Origin of the sequence: Pseudomonas sp. GCM10022186 (assembly GCF_042656385.1) — a bacterium.
Classification (GTDB): Bacteria; Pseudomonadota; Gammaproteobacteria; order Pseudomonadales; family Pseudomonadaceae; genus Metapseudomonas.
Genome location: NZ_JBHSOU010000008.1, coordinates 1 through 21,971, shown reverse-complemented (window position 1 = coordinate 21,971; position 21,971 = coordinate 1). Strand labels below are relative to the sequence as shown.

Genomic DNA, 21,971 nt, shown 5'->3' with positions numbered 1-21,971 from the left:
CCGTCCCCAGCCCTCAGCGCGCGGGCGCCATCTGCCTGCGCATGTCGGCGCAATGATCGACGGGGGGAAGGGCCGCGGTGTACCAGACGTAATCCGCACTGCCCCGCTCCACCGGTTTGCCCGCCTCGGAGAGAATCAGCACGGCATTGCCCTCCCCCTTGCCCAGATCCGCCAGGTGCAAGGGCACGCCCAGGTCACGGCGCACATGGAAGGCGCCTGCGAACAGCAGCGCCGGCCCCGGTGCGGCCAGCAGACGCTCTGCCATGCGCCGGTCACGTTGCTGCTGCACCGCCAGCATCGCAGGCATCTGGGACTCCGGCAGCAGGCCACAGTGGGATTCGCGAATCTGCTCGAGCAGCGGCCCCTGCACCGCATCGGCGGTGGACAGCGCCCCCTGCAAAGTCGGGCGCTCCCGGTAGATGCGCTTGATCTCGCTACGGCCGAGGTTCGCGGCCAGCAGCGGATAGGGCTGCGTCAGGGCATGCCGTACGATCGGCCCGTAGAGCGTCCAGTCCCAGTTCTCCTGCCAGCCCAGCGCCCCGGGCAGATCCGCCGGCAACGGTCCTTTGCGCACCGCATCCACCTTTGCCTGCTGTTCGGGATCGAGCATCTCCAGCAGCAGGCTGCCCTGCTGATGACGGGCTTCCAGCGCTTGCAACAGCCAGAGTTGCAGCGCGTGGTGGTCCGGGTTGTCGTGCTGCTCCCCGACCAGCACCCGCGGCTCGGCGGCGAGGCGCTCCACCAGTTGCCCCGGGGTCAGTTGCGCGCCGCTGCGCAAATCACGGATCACGCCCAGCTCGGGCCGGTCACGACCTTCGGGGCTTTGCCATTCGGGCAGCGGCGGCAAGCTCTGGCAGGCGGCCAGCAGGCCGAACAGAGAAAGTAGAAGAAGACGCATGGGAGATCCTTGTTCGATTCAGCGGGCGACGATCAGGGGATGGCCTCGCTCCGGGTGGCGCTGCACCAGCACTTCCAGGCCGAACACGGCCTTGAGGGGCTCGGCCTGGAGCACCTGCTCCGGCGGCCCCAGGACATGCGCGCGGCCATCGGCGAGCAGGAGCAGGCGATCGCAGTAGCGCGCGGCCAGGTTCAGGTCATGGAGGATCACCAGCACCGCCACGCCACGCTCGGCGAACGTCCGCACCGCTTGCAGGGTGGTGTGCTGGTGCAAGGGGTCGAGCATGGAGGTGGGTTCGTCCAGCAGCAGCGACTGCCCGGCGGCCCCGGGCCAGAGTTGCGCCAGCACCCGTGCCAGATGGACCCGCTGGCGTTCGCCCCCGGAAAGTGCCAGGTAGCTGCGACCGGCCAGGTGGCTGGCATCCGCCGCCGCCAACGCTTCGGCGACCACCTCGGCATCCCGCTCGCGCCCCGTGTCATGGGGCAAGCGTCCCATGGCCACCACCTCCTCGACCCTGAAAGCGAAGTTCAGGGTCGAGCTTTGCGGCAACACCGCCACACGTCGCGCCCTCTCGGGGCCGCTCCAGTCATCCAGGGTGCGGCCATCCAGGCTGACCCCGCCTGCCGCCGCTGCCACCTCGCCGCAGAGGGCACCGAGCAGAGTGCTCTTGCCGGCTCCGTTGGGCCCCAGCACGCCGAGCACCTCGCCGGGACGCAGCTCCAGGTCGATACCCGCGAGCACCTGCTTGCCGCCACGCAGCACATCCAGTCGTTCCACGCGCAGCATCAGGGGCGGCCTCGCACCAGGAGATAAAGGAAGAAAGGGGCCCCGATCAGCGCCGTGACGATACCGATGGGCAACTCGGCCGGCGCCAGCACCAGGCGCGCCGCCAGGTCTGCCAACAGCATCAGGCTGGCGCCGGCCAGGGCGGAAGCGGGCAACAGGACGCGATGGTCCGGCCCGGCCACCAGGCGAACCAGGTGGGGTACCACCAGGCCGATGAAGCCGATCAGGCCGGCCGCCGCTACTGCAGCCCCCACACCGAGGGCAGTACAGAACACCAGCTCACGCTTCAGGCGCTCCACATCGAAGCCCAGGTGACGCGCCTCGGATTCCCCCAGCAGCAGGGCATTCAAGGCCTTGGCCCGGCGCGGCAGCCAGAGGATCACCACCAGGGTGACGATAAGCAGCGGCCAGAGCCGGGAATAGCTGGCGCCGTTGAGACTGCCCATGTTCCAGAAAGTCAGGCTGCGCAGGGTGGCGTCGTCGGCCAGGTAGGTAAAGAGGCCGATCACCGCGCCCGCCAGCGCGGTCAGGGCGATGCCGGCGAGCAGCATGGTGGCTACGCTGGTCTGGCCATCCCGACGCCCCAGGCGATAGACCAGCAGCGTCACCCCCAGCCCGCCGGCGAAGGCACAGACAGACAGCAGGTAGGGCGCAACGGCCTGCGGCAGCCCCCCCAGCGCGGCACCGCCGACTATGGCCAAGGCCCCACCCAGCGCGGCGCCACTGGATACCCCCACCAGGCCGGGGTCGGCCAGCGGGTTGCGGAACAGGCCCTGCATGGCGACGCCGGACAGCGCCAGCACTGCGCCCACCGCCAGCCCCAACAGGGTACGCGGCAGGCGGATCTGGCCGAGGATCAACTCGGCCTGCTCCAGCCCTTCGCCGGAGAACGGCAGGCCGGCCAGGCGCAGCGCCGCGCGCAGGGTCTCCCCCAGCGGCAGGCTGACGGGGCCCAGTGCCAGGGAAAGCCAGAGGGCCAGCAGCAGGAGGACGCCCAGGAAGATGAACAATGGGCGCGAATGAAGGGAAGCGGTCATGGCTGGCTCGGGGCTTTCTCGGTCAGGGCCGGAGCCGAAGGATAGAGGCCGGCGGACAGCGCGGCCATGCCGTCAGGCACACGCGGCCCCAACCCGCCCACCAACAGCGTCGGGTCCAGGCTGAGCAGGCGCCCCTCGCGAGCAGCGCGAGTAGCGGCCAGGGCCGGGTTCTGCTTGAGCAGCGCCTCGCGCGCGGCATCACCTTCCAGGCGGCGATCGGCAATGACCACCACATCAGGGTCGAGCGCCGCCAGCGCTTCGCTGGAAATGGCCTTGTAGCCCTGGTGATCGGTCAAGTTTTGCCCACCGGCACGCTCGATCAGCCAGGCAGCCGCCGTGTCCTTGCCGGCCGCCAGCGGACTGCTGCCGGAGTGGCCGAGCAGGCACAGCACCCTGGGTGCCCTCTGCGTCTGCTGCGCCTTGGCCACCCACTCGGCCTGGCGCTTCAGACGCTGGCCATACTCGGCGAAGGCCTGGTCGGCACGCGCCTCGGCACCGAGCAAGGAGCCGATCAGCTTGAGGTTCTTTTCCAGGGTGGGCAGATCAGGGGTGGAAGCCATGAGCTCGATTCGCACCCCGGCCGCTCCGATCTGCGCCAGCACCGGCGGCGCCCCCATTTCCTCGGTCCCGACCAGGATGTCCGGACGCAGCGAGAGAATGCCTTCCGCCGCCAGTTGTCGCTGATAGCCGATGCTGGGCAGGGCCTTCAATGACTCGGGGTGCTGGCTGGTGGTATCCACGCCCACCAGCTTGTCCTGCCCGCCCAGGGCGACCACCCATTCACTGACCGAACCGCCGGCGCTGACCCAGCGCCGGGGCAGGGATTCCGCCACGGCCGCCTGGTGGAAGAGCAGAATGCCGGCACAGAGGCCGACCAGCCTGACCACTAGATGCATCGAAAACAACTCCATCGCTGAATGCGGGAAAAACCAACGCCCCGTGCTGACAGGGCACTGGCCTGGATAGGGACGCGATGGTCCCTTGGCGGCTCGAACTCAGAGTGCCGGTGCACTTTCCGCAAGGGCTCGCCAGTCTTCCCGCTCAGGAATACCGGGTTTGCGGGCGCCGAACAATTGCACGACGAGCTGACCTTTAGCATCGAAGGCTTCCCAACTGGTGATCACACCATCGGTGCTGGGCTTGCGAACACGCCACAGCTCGGTCACGCCGGCAGTCTGCAGGTGCAGGCTGAATTCCGGGTCAAGCACGTTTAACCAGGTATCCAGCCACTTCAGGTTGCTGACGGTACCGCTATGGATCTGGATGCAATGAGGGTTGCCGACGAACACCATGATCGGCACCTCGCGCGCCCCGGCCTCTTCCATCAGGCGCGGCAGTTCGGCGGTATCCAGCTTCTCGGCCCACTTGCTGCCAGCCAGGCGCAACGCCTGGGTGCGTTCGGCACCGTGCTTCTTCAGCAGGGCGAAGAAATGGTGGGTGTCCTTCAGCGTCGCCCAGCCTTCGCGCAGGGAATCGACATCGATTTCCGCATCGGGACGGGCCTGGGCGGGTTCCGGCTGCGGCCGCAGATCGAGCTCGTCGCTCTGCTCCTCGGCACGGAAGCGCTCCACCAGGGGTTCCCAAGCGGCGAGCTCGCTGTCTTCAGTCAGAAATACCTTGTGCACTGCTGTGCCCTGCTGGTCGAAGATCTGGACGCTGCGCCGGGTACCCCGCGGGCTTTCCTCCGCCACGGCGAACACGCTGGCCCAGCCCCCCATGAACAGGCGCAGGTCGATATCGGCCGACACCACCAGGCCCATCTGGCCGTTGGCGGCCACGGAGACCTCCCGGTAGTAGCCCTTGCGCTCGTGCACGCAATGCTCGTTTCGGGTCAGCGCCATGATGTAACCCAGTTCGCCCAGCGCGGGCAGCAGGCTGGCCCACTCCGGACGCAGGCGCACGGTATCGACGCCCAGGCGGCTGGCGGTCAGCTCAGCTTCACTGACGGACAGGTGCTGGGCGGCATCCCGCGCGCGCAGGCGGGGCTGCTCGGAACGCAAGGTTTGCCAGGCCTGGTAGAGAGGTGAAACCGGGCTGGGGGTCGAAGATTGCAGGCTCATCTGAAGCTCCTTGTGATTCAGCGACTCGCCGAAAGGGCGAACTCAATGGGGATGTGTACGCGGCTAGGCACAGGCAGGCCGTTCCGGGTTTCAGGGCGGAAGCGCCAGTTGGCGACCGCATCCATGGCCGATCTATCCAGGCTTTCCACGCCAGAGGAGCGAAGCAGCCTCAGCTCTCGCAGTTGGCCATCGGCGTCCAGCCGCACTTCCACCAGGACGAGGCCCTGCTGGTTGCGACGGCGCGCCTGGGCCGGATAAATGGGCGGTTTTGGCGGCGTGAGGAATTCGGGCTCACGACTGAAGACCTCCATGTCCGCCGCTCTGGTCGCCGGCGTACTGGCGAGCGCCGGAGATTCGCGGTGGTTGGGGACGGCGTCGGCGGTGTCCGCTGGCGACGCACCTGCTGATTCGCTGAAGCGCGGCTCGACGGACCCTGTCTTGGCCACGGGGCGGGCAGGCGCGGGCTTCGGCTTGCTCGCCGCCACGGGCCTGGGCTCGGGTCGTGGCGCCTTGACCGGCTGTGCCGGCCTGGTGGCTGGCAACGGGCGCGCCACAGGTTTCGGATCCGCTAGCGGGACGGGCGCGGGCTCCGGGCTCACCAGTTGAATCAACATCACCTCGGGAGCTCGAACGGCCACGCCCGGTGCTTCTCTGAGCCCATGCAGCAGCCAGCCCGCAGCGAGGTGCAGGACCAGGACAAGAGCGAAGCTGGGCAGGAAGCGCGGCATCGAGACCGGACCAATAATTAACACAAATTCATTTGATTATCATTTGCATTTGATTGTCAACGTCATTATGGTCTTGCGCCGATATCAACCTGCGATCACCAGTAAGACCTGACGAAAAAGCCCGGGAAAAGCGGACATATCGCTGGAAACGGATGCCAGGACGCCGGAAAGTTTCCGGCGTATCCCATGTCGGCTGCTGGTACGCCCTTGTTACCGGGAGCCTCCCCATGGCGCTGCGTCCGCCCTTTGCCCGTCGATCCGGGCTTGTCCTGCTGTTGCTCTGCCCTTCCCTCGCACTGGCCGTCGAGAAGACGGCAACCCAGTTCGACACCATGACGGTGACCGCCACCCGCAGCGAGCAGCGCCTCGACGAGGTGCCGAACACGGTGACCGTGCAGACCGAGCGCGATATCGACCAGAAGAACGTGAACAACATCCGCGACCTGGTGCGCTATGAACCGGGCGTCTCGGTGAGCGGCACCGGCAGCCGATTCGGCCTCTCCGGCTTCACCATCCGCGGCATCGGTGGCAACCGGGTGCTGACTCAGGTGGACGGTGTGTCCGTTCCGAACGCCTTCAACTTCGGCCCATTCCTCAACGCCCAGCGCAATTACATCGACCCAGACACCGTCAAACAGGTGGAAATCATTCGTGGCCCGGCTTCCTCGCTGTACGGCAGCGACGCCATCGGCGGCGCGGTGAGCTTCCTGACCAAGGATGCCGCCGACTACCTGGATGAAGACGACGACGCCTACGCCCGCCTCAAGACCGGCTACAGCAGTGCCGACAACAGCTGGCTGCGCAGCGCCACCTTCGCCACCCGCCGAGGATCACTGGACGGCGTGCTCCACCTCGGCCGCCGAACCGGCGACGAGACCGAGACCTTCGGTGGCCGTGGTGGCCTGGGCAGCGGCCGCGAGGAAGCCAACCCGCAGGACGTCACCAGCGACAACATGCTGGCCAAGATCGGCTGGAACTACGCCGGCAACGACCGCCTGCAACTGACCTATGAGCGCTTCCAGGACGACGTCGACACCCGCGTGCTGAACGAAGCCTCCAGCCTGACCTCCACTTCCCTTGGTGGAGGCATGTTCAGCAATGCGCTGATCGCCGCCAGCAACGCCAAGGACAGCACTGATCGCGAACGCATTAGCCTCGAGCATCAACTGGAGCTGAACGCGGCCTTTGCCGACCAGCTGAAATGGCAGCTCAACCACCAGGACAGCCAGATTCGCCAGCAGACCGACCAGAACCGCTACAGCTGGGTGGCCTTCAACCGCAACCCGGTGCCGCCGGCTTCGGCCTTCGAGCGCCTGCGCACCCGCGACTCGGTCTACGAAGAGAAGCTCTGGTCGTTCAATAGCCAGCTGGACAAGTACTTCGCCCTGGGTGATACCCAGCACCACCTGATCTATGGCGTCGACCTCAAGCGCCTGGAGAGCAGCGACCTGCGCAAGGGCAACGAGATCCGCGTCAGCACCGGGCAACCCTTGCCGCCCGCGTTCGGCGCGGAAACTTTCCCGCTGAGCGACTTCCCCGATCCGGTCACCCACGAGTACGCCCTGTTTGCCCAGGACAGCATCGAGATCGGCCGCTGGACCCTGCTGCCCGGTCTGCGCTACGACTACTACGAACTCAGGCCCGACGTTACGCCGGAATACCTGAACAGCAACCCGGTGGACCGCAACCCTTCCAACTTCAGCGATCACCAGCTCTCGCCCAAGCTCGGCGTCACCTATCGCCTGGACGACGCCCACAGCGTCTACGGCCAGTACGCCGCCGGCTTCAAGGCGCCAGAGCCTGTGGATATCTTCGGTGAGTTCGTCAATGCCGGCATGGGCTACCAGGCCATCGCCAATACCAATCTGAAGCCGGAAACCAGCGACAGCTACGAAATCGGCCTGCGCGGCAAGTACGACACCGGCAGCTTCGGCATGGCGCTGTTCTACAACCGCTATGAAGACTTCATCGAGCAGGTGACCGTCCCCGATCCGACTGGCAGCAACCTGCTCACCTTCCAGTCGCAGAACCTGAACAAGGTGACCATTCGCGGCGCGGAGGCCCGAGGCGAACTCTTCCTCGACAGCTTCGGCCTGCCGACCGGCACCCGCCTGCTCGGCACGATCGCCTATGCACGCGGCAAGAACGAGCAAACCGGGGCGCCGATCAACAGCATCGACCCGCTCAAGGCGGTGATCGGCCTCGCCTATGCGGAGCCCTCCGGCAAGTTCGGCGGCGACCTGGCCTGGACGCTGGTCAAGGCCAAGGACCGCATCGACCCGTCGAACAACGCCAGCCTGCGCATCAGCGAGCAGTTCGCCACACCGGGTTACGGCACGCTTGACCTGAACACCTGGTGGCAGGTCACCGACGCTCTCTCGGTTAACGCCGGCCTGTTCAACCTGACCGACAAGAAGTACTGGCAATGGGGCGACGTCCGGGGCCTGGACGCCAGCAGCCGCAGCCTGGGTCGCTACACCCAGCCAGGCCGCAACGCCTCGGTCAATCTGGTCTGGGAGATCTGATCCTTTTCAGTTTTCAGCACAGGGACGTGCCCCCTCTTGGGTAAGCCACGGCGGCGCGCGATAATGCGCGCCTGCCGTGGAGATGCCGATGATCCTGCTCTGCCGCCCCGATGAACTGGCCGAAGGCCAGAGCCGGGGCTTCCTGGTCGATGATCTGAAGATTCTGCTTGTGAGAAAGCAGGGGCGGATCCACGCCTATGAGAACCGCTGCCCCCATCGCGGGATTCCCCTGGACTGGGTGCCGGACCAGTTCCTCGACCACAGCGGCAGCCTGATCCAGTGCGCCACCCACGGTGCGCTGTTCCTGATCGAATCGGGTGAATGCGTGACCGGCCCCTGCGCCGGAGACGCACTGCAACCGCTGGATTGCCGCGAAGATGCCGAGGGGATCTGGCTGCTCGGCGAGGCCTGAGGCTCAGAGCCTCACAGCGAGGCGTCGGTCGATCCGGACTTCTTCCGGCGTCAGCTCCACCCCGTATGCCATTACCTCCACGCCGGCGGAAACCGCCTCACGCAGGGCCGCCGCATAGGCCGGATCGATTTCCTCGGCGGGGCGCACCGATTCGATTCCTGACAGGTTCACGCAATAGAGCTGCACCGCCCGCACGCCGTCACGCGCCAGGCTGGCCAGTTCGCGCAAATGCTTGCTGCCACGCTGGGTGACGGCATCGGGGAAGGCGGCCACCGACGTGCCATCGAAGCCCAGGGTGACGCTTTTGACCTCGATGAAGGCCGGGCCGTCGGCGAAGTCCAGGCGGAAGTCCGCGCGACTGTTCTCCAGCCCGTAGGCCACTTCTCGCTTGAGGGCGCTGAAGCCTGCCAGTTCGGCGATCACGCCCGCCTGCAGCGCCTCCTCCACCAGCACGTTGGCGCGAGCGGTATTGACGCAGGCGAGGCGGCCCTGGGGCGTCTCGGCGATCTCCCAGGTGCCGGGCAGCTTGCGCTTCGGGTCATTGGAGCGACTGAACCAGACCCGGCAACCCTCGCTCATGCAATTCAGCATGGAGCCGGTATTGGGGCAGTGGATGGTCAGTTGCTCTCCGGACGCCGTCTCGATATCGGCGAGGAAGCGTTTGTAGCGCTTCTGCAGCCGGCCCTCCTCCAGGGCAGGGGCGAACCTCATCGGCCCGCCCAGGTCTTCAGGCCACGGGCCAGCCGCTGCACCGCCTCTTCCAAGCGCGGCAGGCTCTGGGTATAGGCGAAGCGCACGTGCTGGCCGGCCAGGTGGCGGCCGAAATCCAGGCCCGGGGTAAAGGCCAGGTGCTCGGTTTCGATGAAGTGGCGGCAGAAGGCGTAGGCATCGCCACCGAACGCGGAAATATCCGCATACAGATAGAAAGCACCTTCCGGCTCGACGGCGATGCGAAAGCCCAGCTCGCGCAAGGCCGGCAGCAGGTAGTCGCGGCGACGGGCGAATTCTTCGCGGCGGCGTTCGAGGATTTCCAGGGTCTGCGGCTGGAAGCAGGCCAGGGCGGCATGCTGGGCCATCGAAGGCGCGCTGATATAGAGGTTCTGCGCCAGCTTTTCCAGCTCGGGCACCGCACCCAACGGCGCCACCAGCCAGCCGAGGCGCCAACCGGTCATGCCGAAATATTTGGAGAAACTGTTCAGCACGAAGGCGTCGTCGTCCACCTCCAGCACACTGCTGGCGTCCATGCCGTAGGTGAGGCCGTGGTAGATCTCGTCCACCACCAGGTGACCACCACGCGCCTTGAGGGTCTGCGACAGCGCCGCCAGCTCGTCGGCGTGCAGCACGGTGCCGGTGGGGTTGGCCGGCGAGGCGACCAGAGCGCCCACACTGTCGGCATTCCAGTGCCGTTCGACCAGTTGCGGGGTGAGCTGATAGCGCGTCTCGGGACCTACCGGCACCAGCTGCGCGGCACCTTCCACCAGGCGCAGGAAGTGGCGGTTGCAGGGGTAGCCGGGGTCCGCCAGCAGCCAGTGCCGGCCCGGGTCCACCAGCAGGCTGCTGGCCAGGAGCAGGGCGCCGGATCCGCCGGGGGTGATGAGAATGCGTTCCGGGTCTATGTTCAACCGATAGCGCGATGCGTAGAAACCGGCGATGGCCTCGCGCAGTTGCGGCAAGCCTCGTGCGGCGGTGTAACGGGTATGCCCGGCGGCCAGGGCCGCCTGCCCGGCCTGGACGATGGGCTCGGCAGTGGTGAAGTCCGGTTCGCCGATCTCGAGGTGGATCACGTCGTGACCCGCCGCCTGGAGTTCGTTGGCGCGGGCCAGCAGGGCCATGACGTGGAAGGGTTCGATGGCGCGGCTGCGCGCACTGTAGGGCTGGGCCATTGGCCTTCCTTTATTAAGGCAAAGAGAGGATTCTACCCAATGGTCCCTGGACGCTGCAGCATGCTTGACATCAGGGAGTGGCGCACCCGGATTTGATCTGGTAAGTTCGCCCGCTTGCAGCCGCAGGGCCGGCACCGCCGGCGATGGACCATAATCCTGCGCAATGGATTAAGAAAGTGAGAGGCGGCCATCCATGCCCACCAATGCAAAGCAACAGAGCAGCCAATTGATTCGTGGCTTCGAGCCCTACCAAGAGACCAAGGGCGAAGAGTACATGAGCGATCGCATGCGCGCTCACTTCACCAACATCCTCAACAAGTGGAAGCTGGAGTTGATGGAAGAGGTGGACCGTACCGTGCACCACATGCAGGACGAAGCCGCCAACTTCCCCGACCCGGCCGACCGCGCCAGCCAGGAAGAAGAGTTCAGCCTGGAACTGCGCGCCCGCGACCGTGAGCGCAAGCTGATCAAGAAGATCGACGAGACCCTTCAGCTGATCGAAGACAACGATTACGGCTGGTGCGACTCCTGCGGCGTCGAGATCGGTATCCGCCGCCTGGAAGCCCGCCCCACCGCCACGCTTTGCATCGACTGCAAGACCCTGGCGGAGATCAAGGAAAAGCAGCTCGGCTCCTGATGCCGAAACGGGGCGCCAATGGCGCCCCGTCGCTTTACAGGGCCTTGCCCCGATGACATCCCCTGCCTATATCGGGCGCTTCGCCCCGACGCCGAGCGGCTACCTGCATTTCGGTTCACTGGTCGCCGCCCTCGCCTCCTATCTCGATGCCCGCGCCGTTGGCGGCCGCTGGCTGCTGCGCATGGAAGACCTGGACCCGCCGCGCGAGGTCGCAGGCGCCCAGGCGGCGATTCTCCGCACGCTGGAAACCTACGGCTTCGAGTGGGACGGCGAAATGGTCCGCCAGAGCGATCGCCACGAGACCTATGACAAGGTGATCGACCGCCTTTACGAGATGGGCCTGGCCTACGCCTGCACCTGCTCGCGCAAGCAGCTGGAGGACTACCACGGCATCTATCCCGGCTTCTGCCGCAACGCCCAGCACCCGCAGCATGACGCTGCCATGCGCATACGCGTGCCGGAGCTGGAGTACCACTTCGTCGACCGCGTGCAGGGCGAGTATCGCCAACATCTGGGCCGCGAGGTGGGCGACTTCGTCATCCGCCGCCGCGATGGCCTCTACGCTTACCAGCTGGCCGTGGTGCTGGACGATGCCTGGCAGGGCGTCAGCCATATAGTGCGCGGCGCCGACCTGCTGGATTCCACCCCGCGCCAGCTTTACCTGCAGGAACTGCTGGGCCTGAGCCAGCCACGCTACCTGCATGTGCCGCTGATCATCCAGCCGGATGGCCACAAGCTCGGCAAGTCCTACCGCTCACCGCCCCTCCCCGCCGACAGTGCCGGGCCGCTGCTGACGCGCGCACTGCGCGCCCTGGGCCAGGAACCTCCGGCGGAGCTGGCGGAATCCAGCCCCCGTGAAGTGCTGGACTGGGGTATCGCCCACTGGATTCCCGGGCGCATTCCGCGCTGCCGCACCCTGGCCGAGGCGCACCTACTCTAGCCTCCCGGTTCGAGCACTCGCCGCGCCCGCGGGCATTCGCTACCATCGCCGAAGACACGACGAGAATTGTGGCATGTACATCTATCGACTGGTCCTGCTCCTGGTGGTGGGGATCTACCTGTTCTCTCCCGCCATCATGGATTGGTGGATCGACCCCAACGGCGCCTGGTATCGCCCCTACCTGCTGTGGCTGATCCTGATCGTGGTGACCTTCATCCTGCAGAGTCAACGCGATGCTGATGAGCTTTAGCCTCACCCAACTGCTGCTGATCAGCGCCGCCTACCTCCTGGCCCTGTTCAGCGTGGCCTGGCTCAGTGACCGGGGCTTCGTGCCGCGCTGGATAATCCGCCATCCGCTGACCTACACCCTGTCACTCGGTGTCTATGCCAGCGCCTGGGCGTTCTACGGCACGGTGGGCCTGGCCTACCAGTACGGCTACGGCTTCCTCGCCAGCTACCTGGGCGTCTCCGGCGCCTTCCTGCTGGCGCCGGTGCTGCTCTACCCGATACTGCGCATAACCCGCACCTACCAGCTGGCGTCCCTGGCCGACCTCTTCGCCTTCCGCTTCCGCAGCACCTGGGCCGGCGCCCTGACCACGGTGATCATGATCATCGGCGTACTGCCGCTGCTGGCCTTGCAGATCCAGGCAGTGGCCGACTCCATCGGCATCCTGACCCGGGAGCCGGTGCACAACCGCGTAGCGCTGAGCTTCTGCGCCCTGATCACCCTGTTCACTATCCTATTCGGCGCGCGCCATATCGCCACCCGCGAAAAGCACGCGGGGCTGGTGTTCGCCATCGCCTTCGAATCGGTGGTCAAACTGGCGGCCCTGGGCGGCATCGGCCTGTACGCCCTCTACGGGGTGTTCGACGGCCCGCGGGAACTGGAACTCTGGCTGCTGCAGAACCAGGCGGCGCTCTCCACCCTGCACACGCCGCTGCAGGAAGGTCCCTGGCGCACCCTGTTGCTGGTGTTCTTCGCTTCAGCGATCGTCATGCCGCACATGTACCACATGACCTTCACCGAGAACCTCAACCCCCGCGCCATGGTCAGCGCTAGCTGGGGCCTGCCGCTGTTCCTGCTGCTGATGAGCCTGGCCATCCCGCTGATCCTCTGGGCCGGCCTCAAGCTGGGCGCCACCACCAATCCCGAGTACTTCACCCTGGGCCTGGGCATAGCCGTGGACAACCCGGTCCTGGCCATGCTCGCCTACGTCGGCGGCCTCTCCGCGGCCAGCGGCCTGATCATAGTGTCGACGCTGGCGCTCTCCGGCATGGCCCTCAACCACCTGGTCCTGCCCCTCTACCAACCACCGGCCGAAGGCAATATCTACCGCTGGCTGAAGTGGACCCGCCGGGCGCTGATCGCCGCCATCATCATGGCCGGCTACGGCTTCTACCTGTTGCTGGGTGCAGAGCAGGACCTGTCCAACCTGGGCATAGTGGCCTTCGTCGCCACCCTGCAGTTCCTGCCTGGCGCCCTTTCGGTGCTCTATTGGCCGACCGCCAACCGCCGCGGCTTCATCGCCGGCCTGCTGGCAGGCTTCTGCGTCTGGCTCCTGGCCATGCTGTTGCCCCTGGTCGGCAACCTGCAGGGCGTCTACCTGCCGCTGTTCAACGCCATCTACGTACTGGACGACACCAGCTGGCACATCGCGGCCATCGCCTCCCTGGCGGCCAACGTGCTGATCTTCACCCTGGTCTCGCTCTTCACCGAGGCCAGCCCGGAGGAGCGCAGCGCCGCCGAAGCCTGCACCGTGGACAACGTGCGCCGGCCGCAGCGCCGCGAACTGCTCGCCAGCTCCCCCCAGGAGTTCGCCACCCAACTGGCCAAACCCCTGGGCGCCAAGACCGCGCAGAAGGAGGTGGAACAGGCCTTGCGCGACCTGCACCTGCCCTTCGACGAACGCCGTCCCTATGCCTTGCGTCGCCTGCGCGACCGCATCGAAGCCAACCTCTCCGGCCTGATGGGCCCCAGCGTGGCCCAGGACATGGTGGAAACCTTCCTGCCCTACAAGTCCGGCAGTGAGAGCTACGTCACCGAGGACATCCACTTCATCGAGAGCCGGCTGGAGGACTACCACTCCCGCCTCACGGGCCTCGCCGCCGAACTGGATGCCCTGCGCCGCTATCACCGCCAGACCCTCCAGGAGCTGCCCATGGGCGTCTGCTCCCTGGCCAAGGACCAGGAGATCCTCATGTGGAACCGCGCCATGGAGGAGCTGACCGAAATCCCCGCCCAGCGGGTCGTGGGCTCGCGACTGTCCACCATCGCCGAACCCTGGAAGGGACTGCTGGAAGGTTTCATCAACCTGCCCGACGAACACCTGCACAAGCAACGCCTGACCCTGGATGGCCAGGTCCGCGCGCTGAACCTGCACAAGGCTGCCATCGAGGAGCCCCTGGCACCGGGCAGCAGCGGCCTGGTATTGCTGGTCGAGGATGTGACCGATACCCAGTTGCTGGAAGACAAGCTGGTGCACTCCGAGCGCCTGGCTTCCATCGGCCGCCTGGCCGCTGGCGTCGCCCATGAAATCGGCAACCCCATCACCGGCATCGCCTGCCTGGCGCAGAACCTGCGCGAAGAACGCGAAGGCGATACCGAGATCAAGGAACTCAGCAGCCAGATCCTCGAGCAGACCAAGCGCGTCACCCGCATCGTCCAGTCGCTGATGAGCTTCGCCCACGCCGGCGGCCGCCAGCAGGCGAGCGAGCCGGTGTGCCTGGCCGAAGTGGCGCAGGACGCCATCGGCCTGCTGTCGCTGAACAAGCGCAGTGTCGAGGTGAACTTCTTCAACCTGTGCGACCCGCACCATGTTGTGGAAGGCGACCCGCAACGCCTCGCCCAGGTGCTGATCAACCTGCTGTCCAACGCCCGCGACGCTTCCCCCGTGGGCAGCGCCATCCGTGTGCGCAGCGAAGCGTCGGAGCACACCGTCGACCTCATTGTCGAAGATGAAGGCAGCGGCATTCCGAAGGCGATCATGGATCGTTTGTTCGAACCTTTCTTCACCACCAAGGACCCAGGGAAAGGGACCGGCCTTGGCCTTGCACTGGTCTATTCGATCGTGGAAGAGCATTATGGACAGATAACCATAGAAAGCCCGGCCGACTCCGAGCAGCAGCGCGGCACCCGCATCAGGGTGACGCTGCCTCGTTTTGTCGAAGCGACATCCGCCGTGAGCTGAGACCGTCTAGAGAGCTGAATTAATGCCACATATTCTGATCGTCGAAGACGAAACCATCATCCGCTCCGCCCTGCGCCGCCTGCTGGAACGCAACCAGTACCAGGTCAGCGAGGCGGGCTCCGTGCAGGAAGCCCAGGAGCGTTACAGCATTCCCGGTTTCGACCTGATCATCAGCGACCTTCGCCTGCCTGGCGCCCCCGGTACCGAACTGATCAAGCTGGCCCAGGGCACCCCGGTGCTGATCATGACCAGTTACGCCAGCCTGCGATCGGCAGTGGATTCGATGAAAATGGGCGCGGTCGACTACATCGCCAAGCCTTTCGACCATGACGAAATGCTCCAGGCGGTGGCGCGCATCCTCAAGGAGCGCCAGGACGCCAAATCGGCCCCGAGCGAACGCTCCAGCGCCAGTCGTGGCGGCGACAAGCCTGCGACCGCCAACGCCGACGGCGAGATCGGCATCATCGGCTCCTGCTCGGCGATGCTCGAACTCTATGGCAAGATCCGCAAGGTCGCCCCCACCGATTCCACCGTACTGATCCAGGGCGAGTCCGGCACCGGCAAGGAACTGGTAGCGCGTGCCCTGCACAACCTGTCACGCCGCGCCAAGGCGCCGCTGATCTCGGTGAACTGCGCGGCTATTCCGGAAACCCTGATCGAGTCCGAACTCTTCGGCCATGAAAAGGGCGCCTTCACCGGGGCCACCGCCGGCCGCGCGGGCCTGGTGGAAGCGGCCGACGGTGGCACCCTGTTCCTCGACGAAATCGGCGAACTGCCCCTGGAAGCCCAGGCTCGCCTGCTGCGCGTGCTGCAGGAAGGCGAGATCCGCCGCGTGGGTTCGGTGCAGTCGCAGAAGGTGGACGTGCGCCTGATCGCCGCCACCCACCGTGACCTCAAGACCCTGGCCAAGACCGGCCAGTTCCGCGAAGACCTCTACTACCGCCTGCACGTGATATCCCTGAAGCTGCCCGCCCTGCGCGAACGCGGCAACGACGTGCTGGAAATCGCCCGCGCCTTCCTGGCACGCCAGTGTGCGCAAATGGGGCGCGACAGCCTGCGCTTCGCCACTGACGCTGAACAAGCCATTCGCCATTACAGCTGGCCCGGCAACGTGCGTGAGCTGGAGAACGCCATCGAGCGTGCCGTGATCCTGTGCGAGAGCCCCGACATCTCGGCGGAACTGCTGGGCATCGATATCGAACTGGACGACCTGGACGAAGAGGACTTCAGCGACACCTCTCCCCAGGCCCAGGCCAACAACACCGCCCATGAGCCGACCGAAGACCTGTCCCTGGAAGACTACTTCCAGCACTTCGTCCTCGAGCACCAGGACCACATGACGGAGACCGAGCTGGCCCGCAAGCTGGGCATCAGCCGCAAATGCCTGTGGGAACGTCGTCAGCGCCTGGGTATTCCGCGCCGCAAATCGGGCGCCGCAGCCGGGCCTTGAGCACCAGTTGAGGGTGACACCCCGGGAACACTTTCAGTTCCCCGCGCTGTTACCCCGCCTAACATCACGTAACAAAGCCGGGTCTAAAGGTAACGAAAACCCGGCTTTTTTTTGCCCGCCATTCTGAGCATGACCCTCGCAAGCCCTTGATTTACAAGGAATCACAAAAGTTGGCACGGCATCTGCTTTATGTCGGGCACAACAACAATAACAAGCGCTGAACCCCACAATAAAAACAAGACGTATCGACTCCAGCACAACAAAAACAAAACAGCGGAGGCGCAGCTAACTGATTCTTTTGGAGAGGATTGCCCTTGGGGTTCGCCCCACAGCCAGGCCGAGAACAATAAAACTGCCCACAGGCAGCACCCGTACTGGTTGGGTCACGGAATGATCACGGCACCATCAGCGTCCAAAGCAATCCGTTTGCTATTAACCCTCGAATGGAGGGCACTTCCAGAGGCGACAAGCCTGCTGGAGCGGGTAGAACAACAAAAACGCCAAGCCCGAAACAATAAAAACAAAGCACGCACCAATTTGGGGGGGAGCTTCGGCTCCCCCAGTAGCTTTGACACCTGTCAGACCTTTCCTTCAACATCCCCCCTCCCAGTGCTAGAATCCGCGGCCAACGTGCGCCCAAATCCCTTTCTGGCCGACCATCCCGCAAAACAGTGCATCCCATGCTGAAGAAGCTGTTCCAGTCTTTCCGCTCTCCCCTTCGCCGCGCCCAGCATCCGCGCAGCACTCCCGAAGTACTGGGCAACAACCAGCATTCGCTGCGCCGTTCGGGGATCAGCCGCAACGCCGTCATGGTCGTCGAACGCCTGCAGAAGGCGGGCTACCAGGCCTATGTGGTCGGCGGCTGCGTCCGCGACCTGCTGCTGAACCTGCGACCCAAGGATTTCGACGTGGCCACCAACGCCACCCCGGAGCAGGTACGCGCCGAATTCCGCAATGCCCGGGTGATTGGCCGCCGCTTCAAGCTGGCCCATGTGCAGTTCGGCCGGGAAATCATCGAAGTCGCGACCTTCCGCGCCAACCACCCCCAGGGTGAGGACGAGGAAGACAGCAACCAGGCCGCACGCAACGAAAGCGGTCGCATCCTGCGCGACAATGTCTACGGCAGCCTGGAAGACGACGCCCAGCGCCGGGATTTCACCATCAACGCCCTGTATTACGATCCCACTTCCGAGCGCATCCTCGATTACGCCCATGGCGTGCACGACATCCGCAACCGCCTGGTACGCCTGATCGGCATTCCCGAACAGCGTTACCAGGAAGACCCGGTGCGCATGCTGCGCGCCGCACGCTTCGCCGCGAAACTGGACTTCGAGATCGAGAAGCACAGCGCAGCGCCCATCCGCCGCCTGGCCCCGATGCTGCGGGAGATCCCTTCCGCGCGCCTGTTCGACGAGGTACTCAAGCTGTTCCTTGGCGGCAAGGCCGTGCGCACCTTCGAACTGCTGGTGGAGTACGACCTCTTCGCCCCATTGTTCCCGGCCAGCGCCGCTGCACTGGAGCGCGATCCCGAATATACCGGCCGCCTGATCCGCCAGGCCCTGGCCAATACCGACGAGCGCATCCACCAAGGCAAGCCGGTCACTCCCGCCTTCCTCTTCGCGGCCCTGCTCTGGCCGGCCCTGCCCGTCCGCGCGGCGCAGCTGCAGGAGCGCGGCATGCCACCGATCCCGGCCATGCAGGAAGCGGCCCACGGCCTGATCATGGAGCAGGTCCAGCGCACCGCCATTCCCAAGCGCTTCAGCATCCCGATCCGCGAGATCTGGGACATGCAGGAACGCCTGCCGCGCCGCAGCGGCAAGCGCGCCGACCTGCTGCTGGAGAGCCCGCGCTTCCGAGCCGGTTACGACTTCCTGCTGCTGCGCGAAAGCGCCGGCGAACAGACCGATGGCCTGGGTGACTGGTGGACCGACTACCAGGACGCCAGCGACAGCCAGCGCCGCAACATGATCCGCGAACTGAGCGCGAAGGACGACCAGCCTTCGGGCCAGCGCCGTCGTCGCAGCGGCAGCCGCCGTCGCCGCGGGCCACGCAGCGAAGGCGCACCTGGCACATCGGGCGACTGATCATGGAACGCGTGTATATCGGGCTTGGCAGCAACCTTGCCGAGCCTGTCAGCCAACTTCGTGGCGCCCTCGCGGCGCTGGCCGATCTGCCGCAGACCCGGCTTGCGGCCGTTTCCTCGCTCTATGCCAGCGATCCGCTCGGCCCGCCGGACCAGCCCCGCTACGTGAATGCCGTGGCCGCCCTGGATACCGGGCTGACCCCGCTGCAACTGCTGGATGAGCTGCAGGCCATCGAACTGGCCCAGGGCCGTGTCCGCAAGGATGAACGCTGGGGCCCGCGCACCCTCGACCTGGACATCCTTCTGTTCGGCCAGCGCCGGATCGACGAACCCCGCCTGCAGGTTCCGCACTACCACATGCACGCACGCGCCTTCGTGCTCTATCCCCTGGCAGAGATCGCCGGCGACCTGCGGCTGCCTGATGGCGGTTCGCTGCAAGAGCTGCTGGACGCCTGCCCCTTCGAAGGCCTCGAACGCCTGCCCGACCTGGCGGTAACGCCGTAACAGGTCGGTAACACCTGCAATTGACTTCATGCCCCCCCATCGGGACTATAAGCGTCCCGTTGCCCCGCGCCAGTGCAAACCGGCGCCGATGAGGACGTTTTCATGCCTGATGTGACCCTGACCACCCTGCAAGAGCTCAAGCTCAAGAGCGAGAAAATCGCCATGCTGACGGCCTACGACGCCACTTTCGCGCAGGCTGCCTGCCAGGCCGGCGTGGACGTGCTGCTGGTGGGCGACTCCCTTGGCATGGTCCTGCAAGGCCATGACAGCACCCTGCCGGTCAGCGTGACCGACATGGCCTACCACACCGCCGCCGTCAAACGCGGCAACCAGGGTGCGCTGATCATCAGCGACCTGCCGTTCATGGCCTACGCCAGCCTCGAGCAGACCTTCGCCAACTGCGCCGCCCTGATGCAGGCCGGTGCCCACATGGTCAAGCTGGAAGGCGCGGCCTGGCTGGCCGACCCCATTCGCCTGCTGGCCGAACGCGGCGTTCCGGTCTGCGCCCACCTGGGCCTGACCCCGCAAGCCGTGAACATCCTCGGTGGCTACAAGGTTCAGGGCCGCCAGGAGGCCCAGGCCCGCCAGCTGCGCGCCGATGCCATGGCGCTCGAGCAGGCCGGCGCCGCCATGCTGCTGCTTGAATGCGTGCCCAGCGAACTCGCGGCGGAGATTACCCAGTCGGTGAGGATTCCGGTCATCGGCATCGGTGCCGGCAGTGCAACCGACGGCCAGGTCCTGGTCCTGCACGATATGCTGGGCCTTTCCCTGACCGGTCGCGCGCCCAAGTTCGTCAAGAATTTCATGGAAGGCCAGACCAGCATCCAGGCCGCCCTGGCGGCCTATGTCAAAGCCGTCAAGGATGTCACCTTCCCCGCCGCCGAACACGGATTCTCCGCATGATCACTGTCAAGACCGTCCGCGAACTGCGGGCCGCCGTCGCCCGCGCACGCAGCGAAGGCAAGCGTATCGGCTTCGTGCCGACCATGGGCAATCTCCACGCCGGCCATGTCGCCCTGGTGGAGAAGGCCAGCCAGCGCGCCGACTTCGTGGTCGCCAGCATCTTTGTCAATCCGCTGCAGTTCGGGCCCAGCGAGGACCTGGCCAAGTACCCCCGCACCCTGGTCGCCGACCAGCAGAAGCTGGTGGGTGCAGGCTGCCACCTGCTGTTCCACCCGGATGTCGAGGAGATGTACCCGGACGGCATGGAGGGCCAGACCCGCGTCAACGTACCGCTGGTGTCCGACGGCCTCTGCGGCGGAAGCCGTCCCGGCCACTTCGAAGGTGTCGCCACCGTGGTCAGCAAGCTGTTCAACATGGTTCAGCCCGACCTCGCGATTTTCGGCGAAAAGGACTTCCAGCAGCTGGCGGTGATCCGCAAGCTGGTGCGCGACCTGAACATGCCGATCCAGATCATCGGTGAGCCCACGGTCCGCGCCGAAGACGGCCTGGCGCTGTCCTCGCGCAATGGCTACCTGGACGACGCCCAGCGCGCCGCCGCACCGGCCCTCTACCGCACGCTGCGACAGTTGGCCGATGCCATTCGTCAAGGCCGCCGCGACTTCGTCGCCCTGGCGCAGGAAGGCCAGGCGGAACTGGCCAAGGCAGGCTTCCGGCCCGACTACCTGGAAGTCCGCGAGGCGCTGCACCTGCGCCCTGCCGGAGCCAAGGATCAGCAACTGGTGATACTGGGTGCCGCCTTCATGGGTAACACCCGCCTGATCGACAACCTTGCCTTCCACCTCGAAGAGCAAGCCTGACCCCAGCCCGCCGTAGCCTTGAACCCCCTTGGGGGTTCGGGCAAACTCAGCCGCCGCCCGCGCCCCGACGAGGAAATGCCATGCACGCCATCATGCTCAAGGCCAAACTGCACCGCGCCGAAGTAACCCATGCAGTACTCGACTACGAAGGTTCCTGCGCCATCGATGGCGAATGGCTGGATCTCTCCGGCATCCGCGAGTACGAGCAGATCCAGATCTACAACGTCGACAACGGCGAGCGTTTCACCACCTATGCCATCCGCGCCGAGAACGGCTCGCGGATGATCTCGGTGAATGGCGCCGCAGCGCACAAGGCCAAGGTGGGCGATCGCGTGATCATCTGCGCCTACGCCCACTACAGCGAAGCGGAACTCGCCAATTTCAAACCGCGTATGCTTTACATGGCTCCGGGTAACGAACTCAGCCACACCAGCAACGCGATTCCAGTACAAGTCGCCTGAGGCCGGGACGCCGAAGGATCCGAAGCCCGGCACAGTTCCGGGCTTTTTCATAAGTCGCACACAGGAAAGCCATGGACCACCACCTGACGCCGCTCGATACCACCCAACTGCCCAGCTGGAACGCCCTCCGCCAGCACCACCAGGAGCTGGCCGGCTTCAGCCTGCGCCAGGCCTTCGGCGAAGATCCCGAGCGTTTCCAGCGCTTCAGCGTCAGCGCCTGCGGCCTCCTGCTGGACTTCTCGAAGAACCTGGTCCGCGCCGACACCCTGGCCCTGCTGGTCAGGCTGGCCGAGGAAGCGCAGCTGGGCGATGCCATCCAGGCGATGTTCCGCGGCGAGGTGATCAACGCCTCCGAGCGCCGGCCGGTGCTGCACACCGCCCTGCGCCGGCCCATCGGCGACAAGGTGCGGGTGGACGGCACGGACGTGATGCCCGAGGTGCACCGCGTGCTGCACCAGATGACCGAGCTGGTGGGCGCCGTGCACAACGGCCTGTGGCGCGGTTACACCGAGAAGCCCATCACCGATGTGGTGAACATCGGCATCGGCGGCTCCTTCCTCGGCCCGCAGCTGGTGTCCGAGGCCCTGCTGCCCTTCGCCCAGAAGGGCGTGCGCTGCCA

20 protein-coding genes and 1 pseudogene are annotated in these 21,971 nt (G+C 65.7%); 13 read left to right on the top strand and 8 right to left on the bottom strand.

All coding sequences use genetic code 11. The annotated features are described in order from the left end of the window. Nucleotides 1-13 precede the first annotated feature (13 nt). The 6 genes from ACFPU0_RS05740 to ACFPU0_RS05715 form a co-directional block, all read right to left on the bottom strand. Nucleotides 14-898 carry a ChaN family lipoprotein gene (locus tag ACFPU0_RS05740; RefSeq protein ID WP_377691838.1) on the bottom strand — a complete coding sequence of 295 codons (885 nt, stop codon included), beginning with the start codon at nt 896-898 and terminating at the stop codon, nt 14-16. 18 nt (nt 899-916) lie between these two features. Next, complete coding sequence (locus ACFPU0_RS05735) at nt 917-1,684, bottom strand: heme ABC transporter ATP-binding protein (RefSeq protein WP_377691837.1); 768 nt, start codon at nt 1,682-1,684, stop codon at nt 917-919. Then, entirely contained in the window at nt 1,684-2,667 is a 984-nt protein-coding gene (locus tag ACFPU0_RS05730; RefSeq protein WP_377691854.1) for a FecCD family ABC transporter permease, read from the bottom strand. Before ACFPU0_RS05730 ends, ACFPU0_RS05735 begins: the two co-directional genes overlap by 1 nt. Nucleotides 2,668-2,717: 50 nt before the next feature. Continuing rightward, nucleotides 2,718-3,617: a heme/hemin ABC transporter substrate-binding protein gene (locus tag ACFPU0_RS05725; protein ID WP_377691836.1), complete on the bottom strand. Its 900-nt coding sequence runs from the start codon at nt 3,615-3,617 to the stop codon at nt 2,718-2,720. A 99-nt stretch (nt 3,618-3,716) separates the two neighbouring features. Beyond that, complete coding sequence (locus tag ACFPU0_RS05720; protein WP_377691834.1) at nt 3,717-4,781, bottom strand: hemin-degrading factor; 1,065 nt, start codon at nt 4,779-4,781, stop codon at nt 3,717-3,719. A gap of 17 nt (nt 4,782-4,798) precedes the next feature. Next, nucleotides 4,799-5,266, bottom strand: coding sequence for an energy transducer TonB (locus ACFPU0_RS05715; protein WP_377691833.1), 468 nt, complete (start codon nt 5,264-5,266; stop codon nt 4,799-4,801). Nucleotides 5,267-5,736: 470 nt separating this feature from the next. Between ACFPU0_RS05715 and ACFPU0_RS05710 the strand changes: the two genes are divergently transcribed. Further along, nucleotides 5,737-8,034, top strand: coding sequence for a TonB-dependent hemoglobin/transferrin/lactoferrin family receptor (locus ACFPU0_RS05710; protein ID WP_377691832.1), 2,298 nt, complete (start codon nt 5,737-5,739; stop codon nt 8,032-8,034). 88 nt (nt 8,035-8,122) lie between these two features. Continuing rightward, nucleotides 8,123-8,446: a Rieske (2Fe-2S) protein gene (locus ACFPU0_RS05705; protein WP_377691831.1), complete on the top strand. Its 324-nt coding sequence runs from the start codon at nt 8,123-8,125 to the stop codon at nt 8,444-8,446. Between the two features lie 3 nt (nt 8,447-8,449). On the opposite strand, the gene sfsA is transcribed toward ACFPU0_RS05705, so the two are convergent. Both sfsA and ACFPU0_RS05695 read right to left on the bottom strand, forming a co-directional pair. Beyond that, on the bottom strand, nt 8,450-9,157 hold the full coding sequence (sfsA, locus tag ACFPU0_RS05700; RefSeq protein WP_377691830.1) for a DNA/RNA nuclease SfsA: 708 nt from the start codon (nt 9,155-9,157) through the stop codon (nt 8,450-8,452). Next, a complete protein-coding gene (locus ACFPU0_RS05695) occupies nt 9,154-10,329 on the bottom strand; it encodes a pyridoxal phosphate-dependent aminotransferase (protein ID WP_377691828.1) in 1,176 nt (391 codons plus the stop codon). Before ACFPU0_RS05695 ends, sfsA begins: the two co-directional genes overlap by 4 nt. A 193-nt stretch (nt 10,330-10,522) precedes the next feature. Between ACFPU0_RS05695 and dksA the strand changes: the two genes are divergently transcribed. The 11 genes and pseudogenes from dksA to ACFPU0_RS05640 all read left to right on the top strand — a co-directional run. Next, nucleotides 10,523-10,966, top strand: coding sequence for an RNA polymerase-binding protein DksA (gene dksA / locus ACFPU0_RS05690; RefSeq protein ID WP_377691827.1), 444 nt, complete (start codon nt 10,523-10,525; stop codon nt 10,964-10,966). Between the two features lie 52 nt (nt 10,967-11,018). Beyond that, nucleotides 11,019-11,906 carry a tRNA glutamyl-Q(34) synthetase GluQRS gene (gene gluQRS / locus ACFPU0_RS05685; RefSeq protein WP_377691825.1) on the top strand — a complete coding sequence of 296 codons (888 nt, stop codon included), beginning with the start codon at nt 11,019-11,021 and terminating at the stop codon, nt 11,904-11,906. A gap of 73 nt (nt 11,907-11,979) precedes the next feature. Next, nucleotides 11,980-12,156 (top strand): hypothetical protein, encoded by a 177-nt coding sequence (locus ACFPU0_RS05680; protein WP_003095129.1) that lies wholly within the window; start codon nt 11,980-11,982, stop codon nt 12,154-12,156. Beyond that, complete coding sequence (locus ACFPU0_RS05675; RefSeq protein WP_377691824.1) at nt 12,140-15,094, top strand: sensor histidine kinase; 2,955 nt, start codon at nt 12,140-12,142, stop codon at nt 15,092-15,094. Before ACFPU0_RS05680 ends, ACFPU0_RS05675 begins: the two co-directional genes overlap by 17 nt. Nucleotides 15,095-15,116: 22 nt before the next feature. Then, on the top strand, nt 15,117-16,544 hold the full coding sequence (locus ACFPU0_RS05670; protein ID WP_377691823.1) for a sigma-54-dependent transcriptional regulator: 1,428 nt from the start codon (nt 15,117-15,119) through the stop codon (nt 16,542-16,544). 680 nt (nt 16,545-17,224) lie between these two features. Continuing rightward, the gene (locus tag ACFPU0_RS05665; protein ID WP_377691822.1) at nt 17,225-18,628 is read left to right on the top strand and encodes a polynucleotide adenylyltransferase PcnB; all 1,404 of its coding nucleotides are present in this window, start codon (nt 17,225-17,227) and stop codon (nt 18,626-18,628) included. A gap of 2 nt (nt 18,629-18,630) precedes the next feature. Then, nucleotides 18,631-19,131 (top strand): 2-amino-4-hydroxy-6-hydroxymethyldihydropteridine diphosphokinase, encoded by a 501-nt coding sequence (gene folK / locus ACFPU0_RS05660; protein ID WP_377691821.1) that lies wholly within the window; start codon nt 18,631-18,633, stop codon nt 19,129-19,131. 102 nt (nt 19,132-19,233) lie between these two features. Beyond that, nucleotides 19,234-20,034 carry a 3-methyl-2-oxobutanoate hydroxymethyltransferase gene (gene panB / locus ACFPU0_RS05655; protein WP_377691820.1) on the top strand — a complete coding sequence of 267 codons (801 nt, stop codon included), beginning with the start codon at nt 19,234-19,236 and terminating at the stop codon, nt 20,032-20,034. Beyond that, nucleotides 20,031-20,891 (top strand): pantoate--beta-alanine ligase, encoded by an 861-nt coding sequence (panC, locus tag ACFPU0_RS05650; RefSeq protein WP_377691818.1) that lies wholly within the window; start codon nt 20,031-20,033, stop codon nt 20,889-20,891. The genes panB and panC overlap by 4 nt, the downstream gene beginning before the upstream one ends. 80 nt (nt 20,892-20,971) lie before the next feature. Beyond that, nucleotides 20,972-21,352, top strand: coding sequence for an aspartate 1-decarboxylase (panD, locus tag ACFPU0_RS05645; protein ID WP_028630028.1), 381 nt, complete (start codon nt 20,972-20,974; stop codon nt 21,350-21,352). A gap of 71 nt (nt 21,353-21,423) precedes the next feature. After that, nucleotides 21,424-21,971, top strand: a pseudogene (locus ACFPU0_RS05640) (glucose-6-phosphate isomerase); the annotation flags it as partial.

Coding starts and splice junctions, on each gene's coding strand:
- ACFPU0_RS05740 (WP_377691838.1), bottom strand. CDS start 898: ATGCGTCTTCTTCTACTTTCTCTGTTCGGCCTGCTGGCCGCCTGCCAG.
- ACFPU0_RS05735 (WP_377691837.1), bottom strand. CDS start 1,684: ATGCTGCGCGTGGAACGACTGGATGTGCTGCGTGGCGGCAAGCAGGTG.
- ACFPU0_RS05725 (WP_377691836.1), bottom strand. CDS start 3,617: ATGCATCTAGTGGTCAGGCTGGTCGGCCTCTGTGCCGGCATTCTGCTC.
- ACFPU0_RS05720 (WP_377691834.1), bottom strand. CDS start 4,781: ATGAGCCTGCAATCTTCGACCCCCAGCCCGGTTTCACCTCTCTACCAG.
- ACFPU0_RS05710 (WP_377691832.1), top strand. CDS start 5,737: ATGGCGCTGCGTCCGCCCTTTGCCCGTCGATCCGGGCTTGTCCTGCTG.
- ACFPU0_RS05705 (WP_377691831.1), top strand. CDS start 8,123: ATGATCCTGCTCTGCCGCCCCGATGAACTGGCCGAAGGCCAGAGCCGG.
- sfsA (WP_377691830.1), bottom strand. CDS start 9,157: ATGAGGTTCGCCCCTGCCCTGGAGGAGGGCCGGCTGCAGAAGCGCTAC.
- ACFPU0_RS05695 (WP_377691828.1), bottom strand. CDS start 10,329: ATGGCCCAGCCCTACAGTGCGCGCAGCCGCGCCATCGAACCCTTCCAC.
- dksA (WP_377691827.1), top strand. CDS start 10,523: ATGCCCACCAATGCAAAGCAACAGAGCAGCCAATTGATTCGTGGCTTC.
- gluQRS (WP_377691825.1), top strand. CDS start 11,019: ATGACATCCCCTGCCTATATCGGGCGCTTCGCCCCGACGCCGAGCGGC.
- ACFPU0_RS05680 (WP_003095129.1), top strand. CDS start 11,980: ATGTACATCTATCGACTGGTCCTGCTCCTGGTGGTGGGGATCTACCTG.
- ACFPU0_RS05675 (WP_377691824.1), top strand. CDS start 12,140: ATGCTGATGAGCTTTAGCCTCACCCAACTGCTGCTGATCAGCGCCGCC.
- ACFPU0_RS05670 (WP_377691823.1), top strand. CDS start 15,117: ATGCCACATATTCTGATCGTCGAAGACGAAACCATCATCCGCTCCGCC.
- ACFPU0_RS05665 (WP_377691822.1), top strand. CDS start 17,225: ATGCTGAAGAAGCTGTTCCAGTCTTTCCGCTCTCCCCTTCGCCGCGCC.
- folK (WP_377691821.1), top strand. CDS start 18,631: ATGGAACGCGTGTATATCGGGCTTGGCAGCAACCTTGCCGAGCCTGTC.
- panB (WP_377691820.1), top strand. CDS start 19,234: ATGCCTGATGTGACCCTGACCACCCTGCAAGAGCTCAAGCTCAAGAGC.
- panC (WP_377691818.1), top strand. CDS start 20,031: ATGATCACTGTCAAGACCGTCCGCGAACTGCGGGCCGCCGTCGCCCGC.
- panD (WP_028630028.1), top strand. CDS start 20,972: ATGCACGCCATCATGCTCAAGGCCAAACTGCACCGCGCCGAAGTAACC.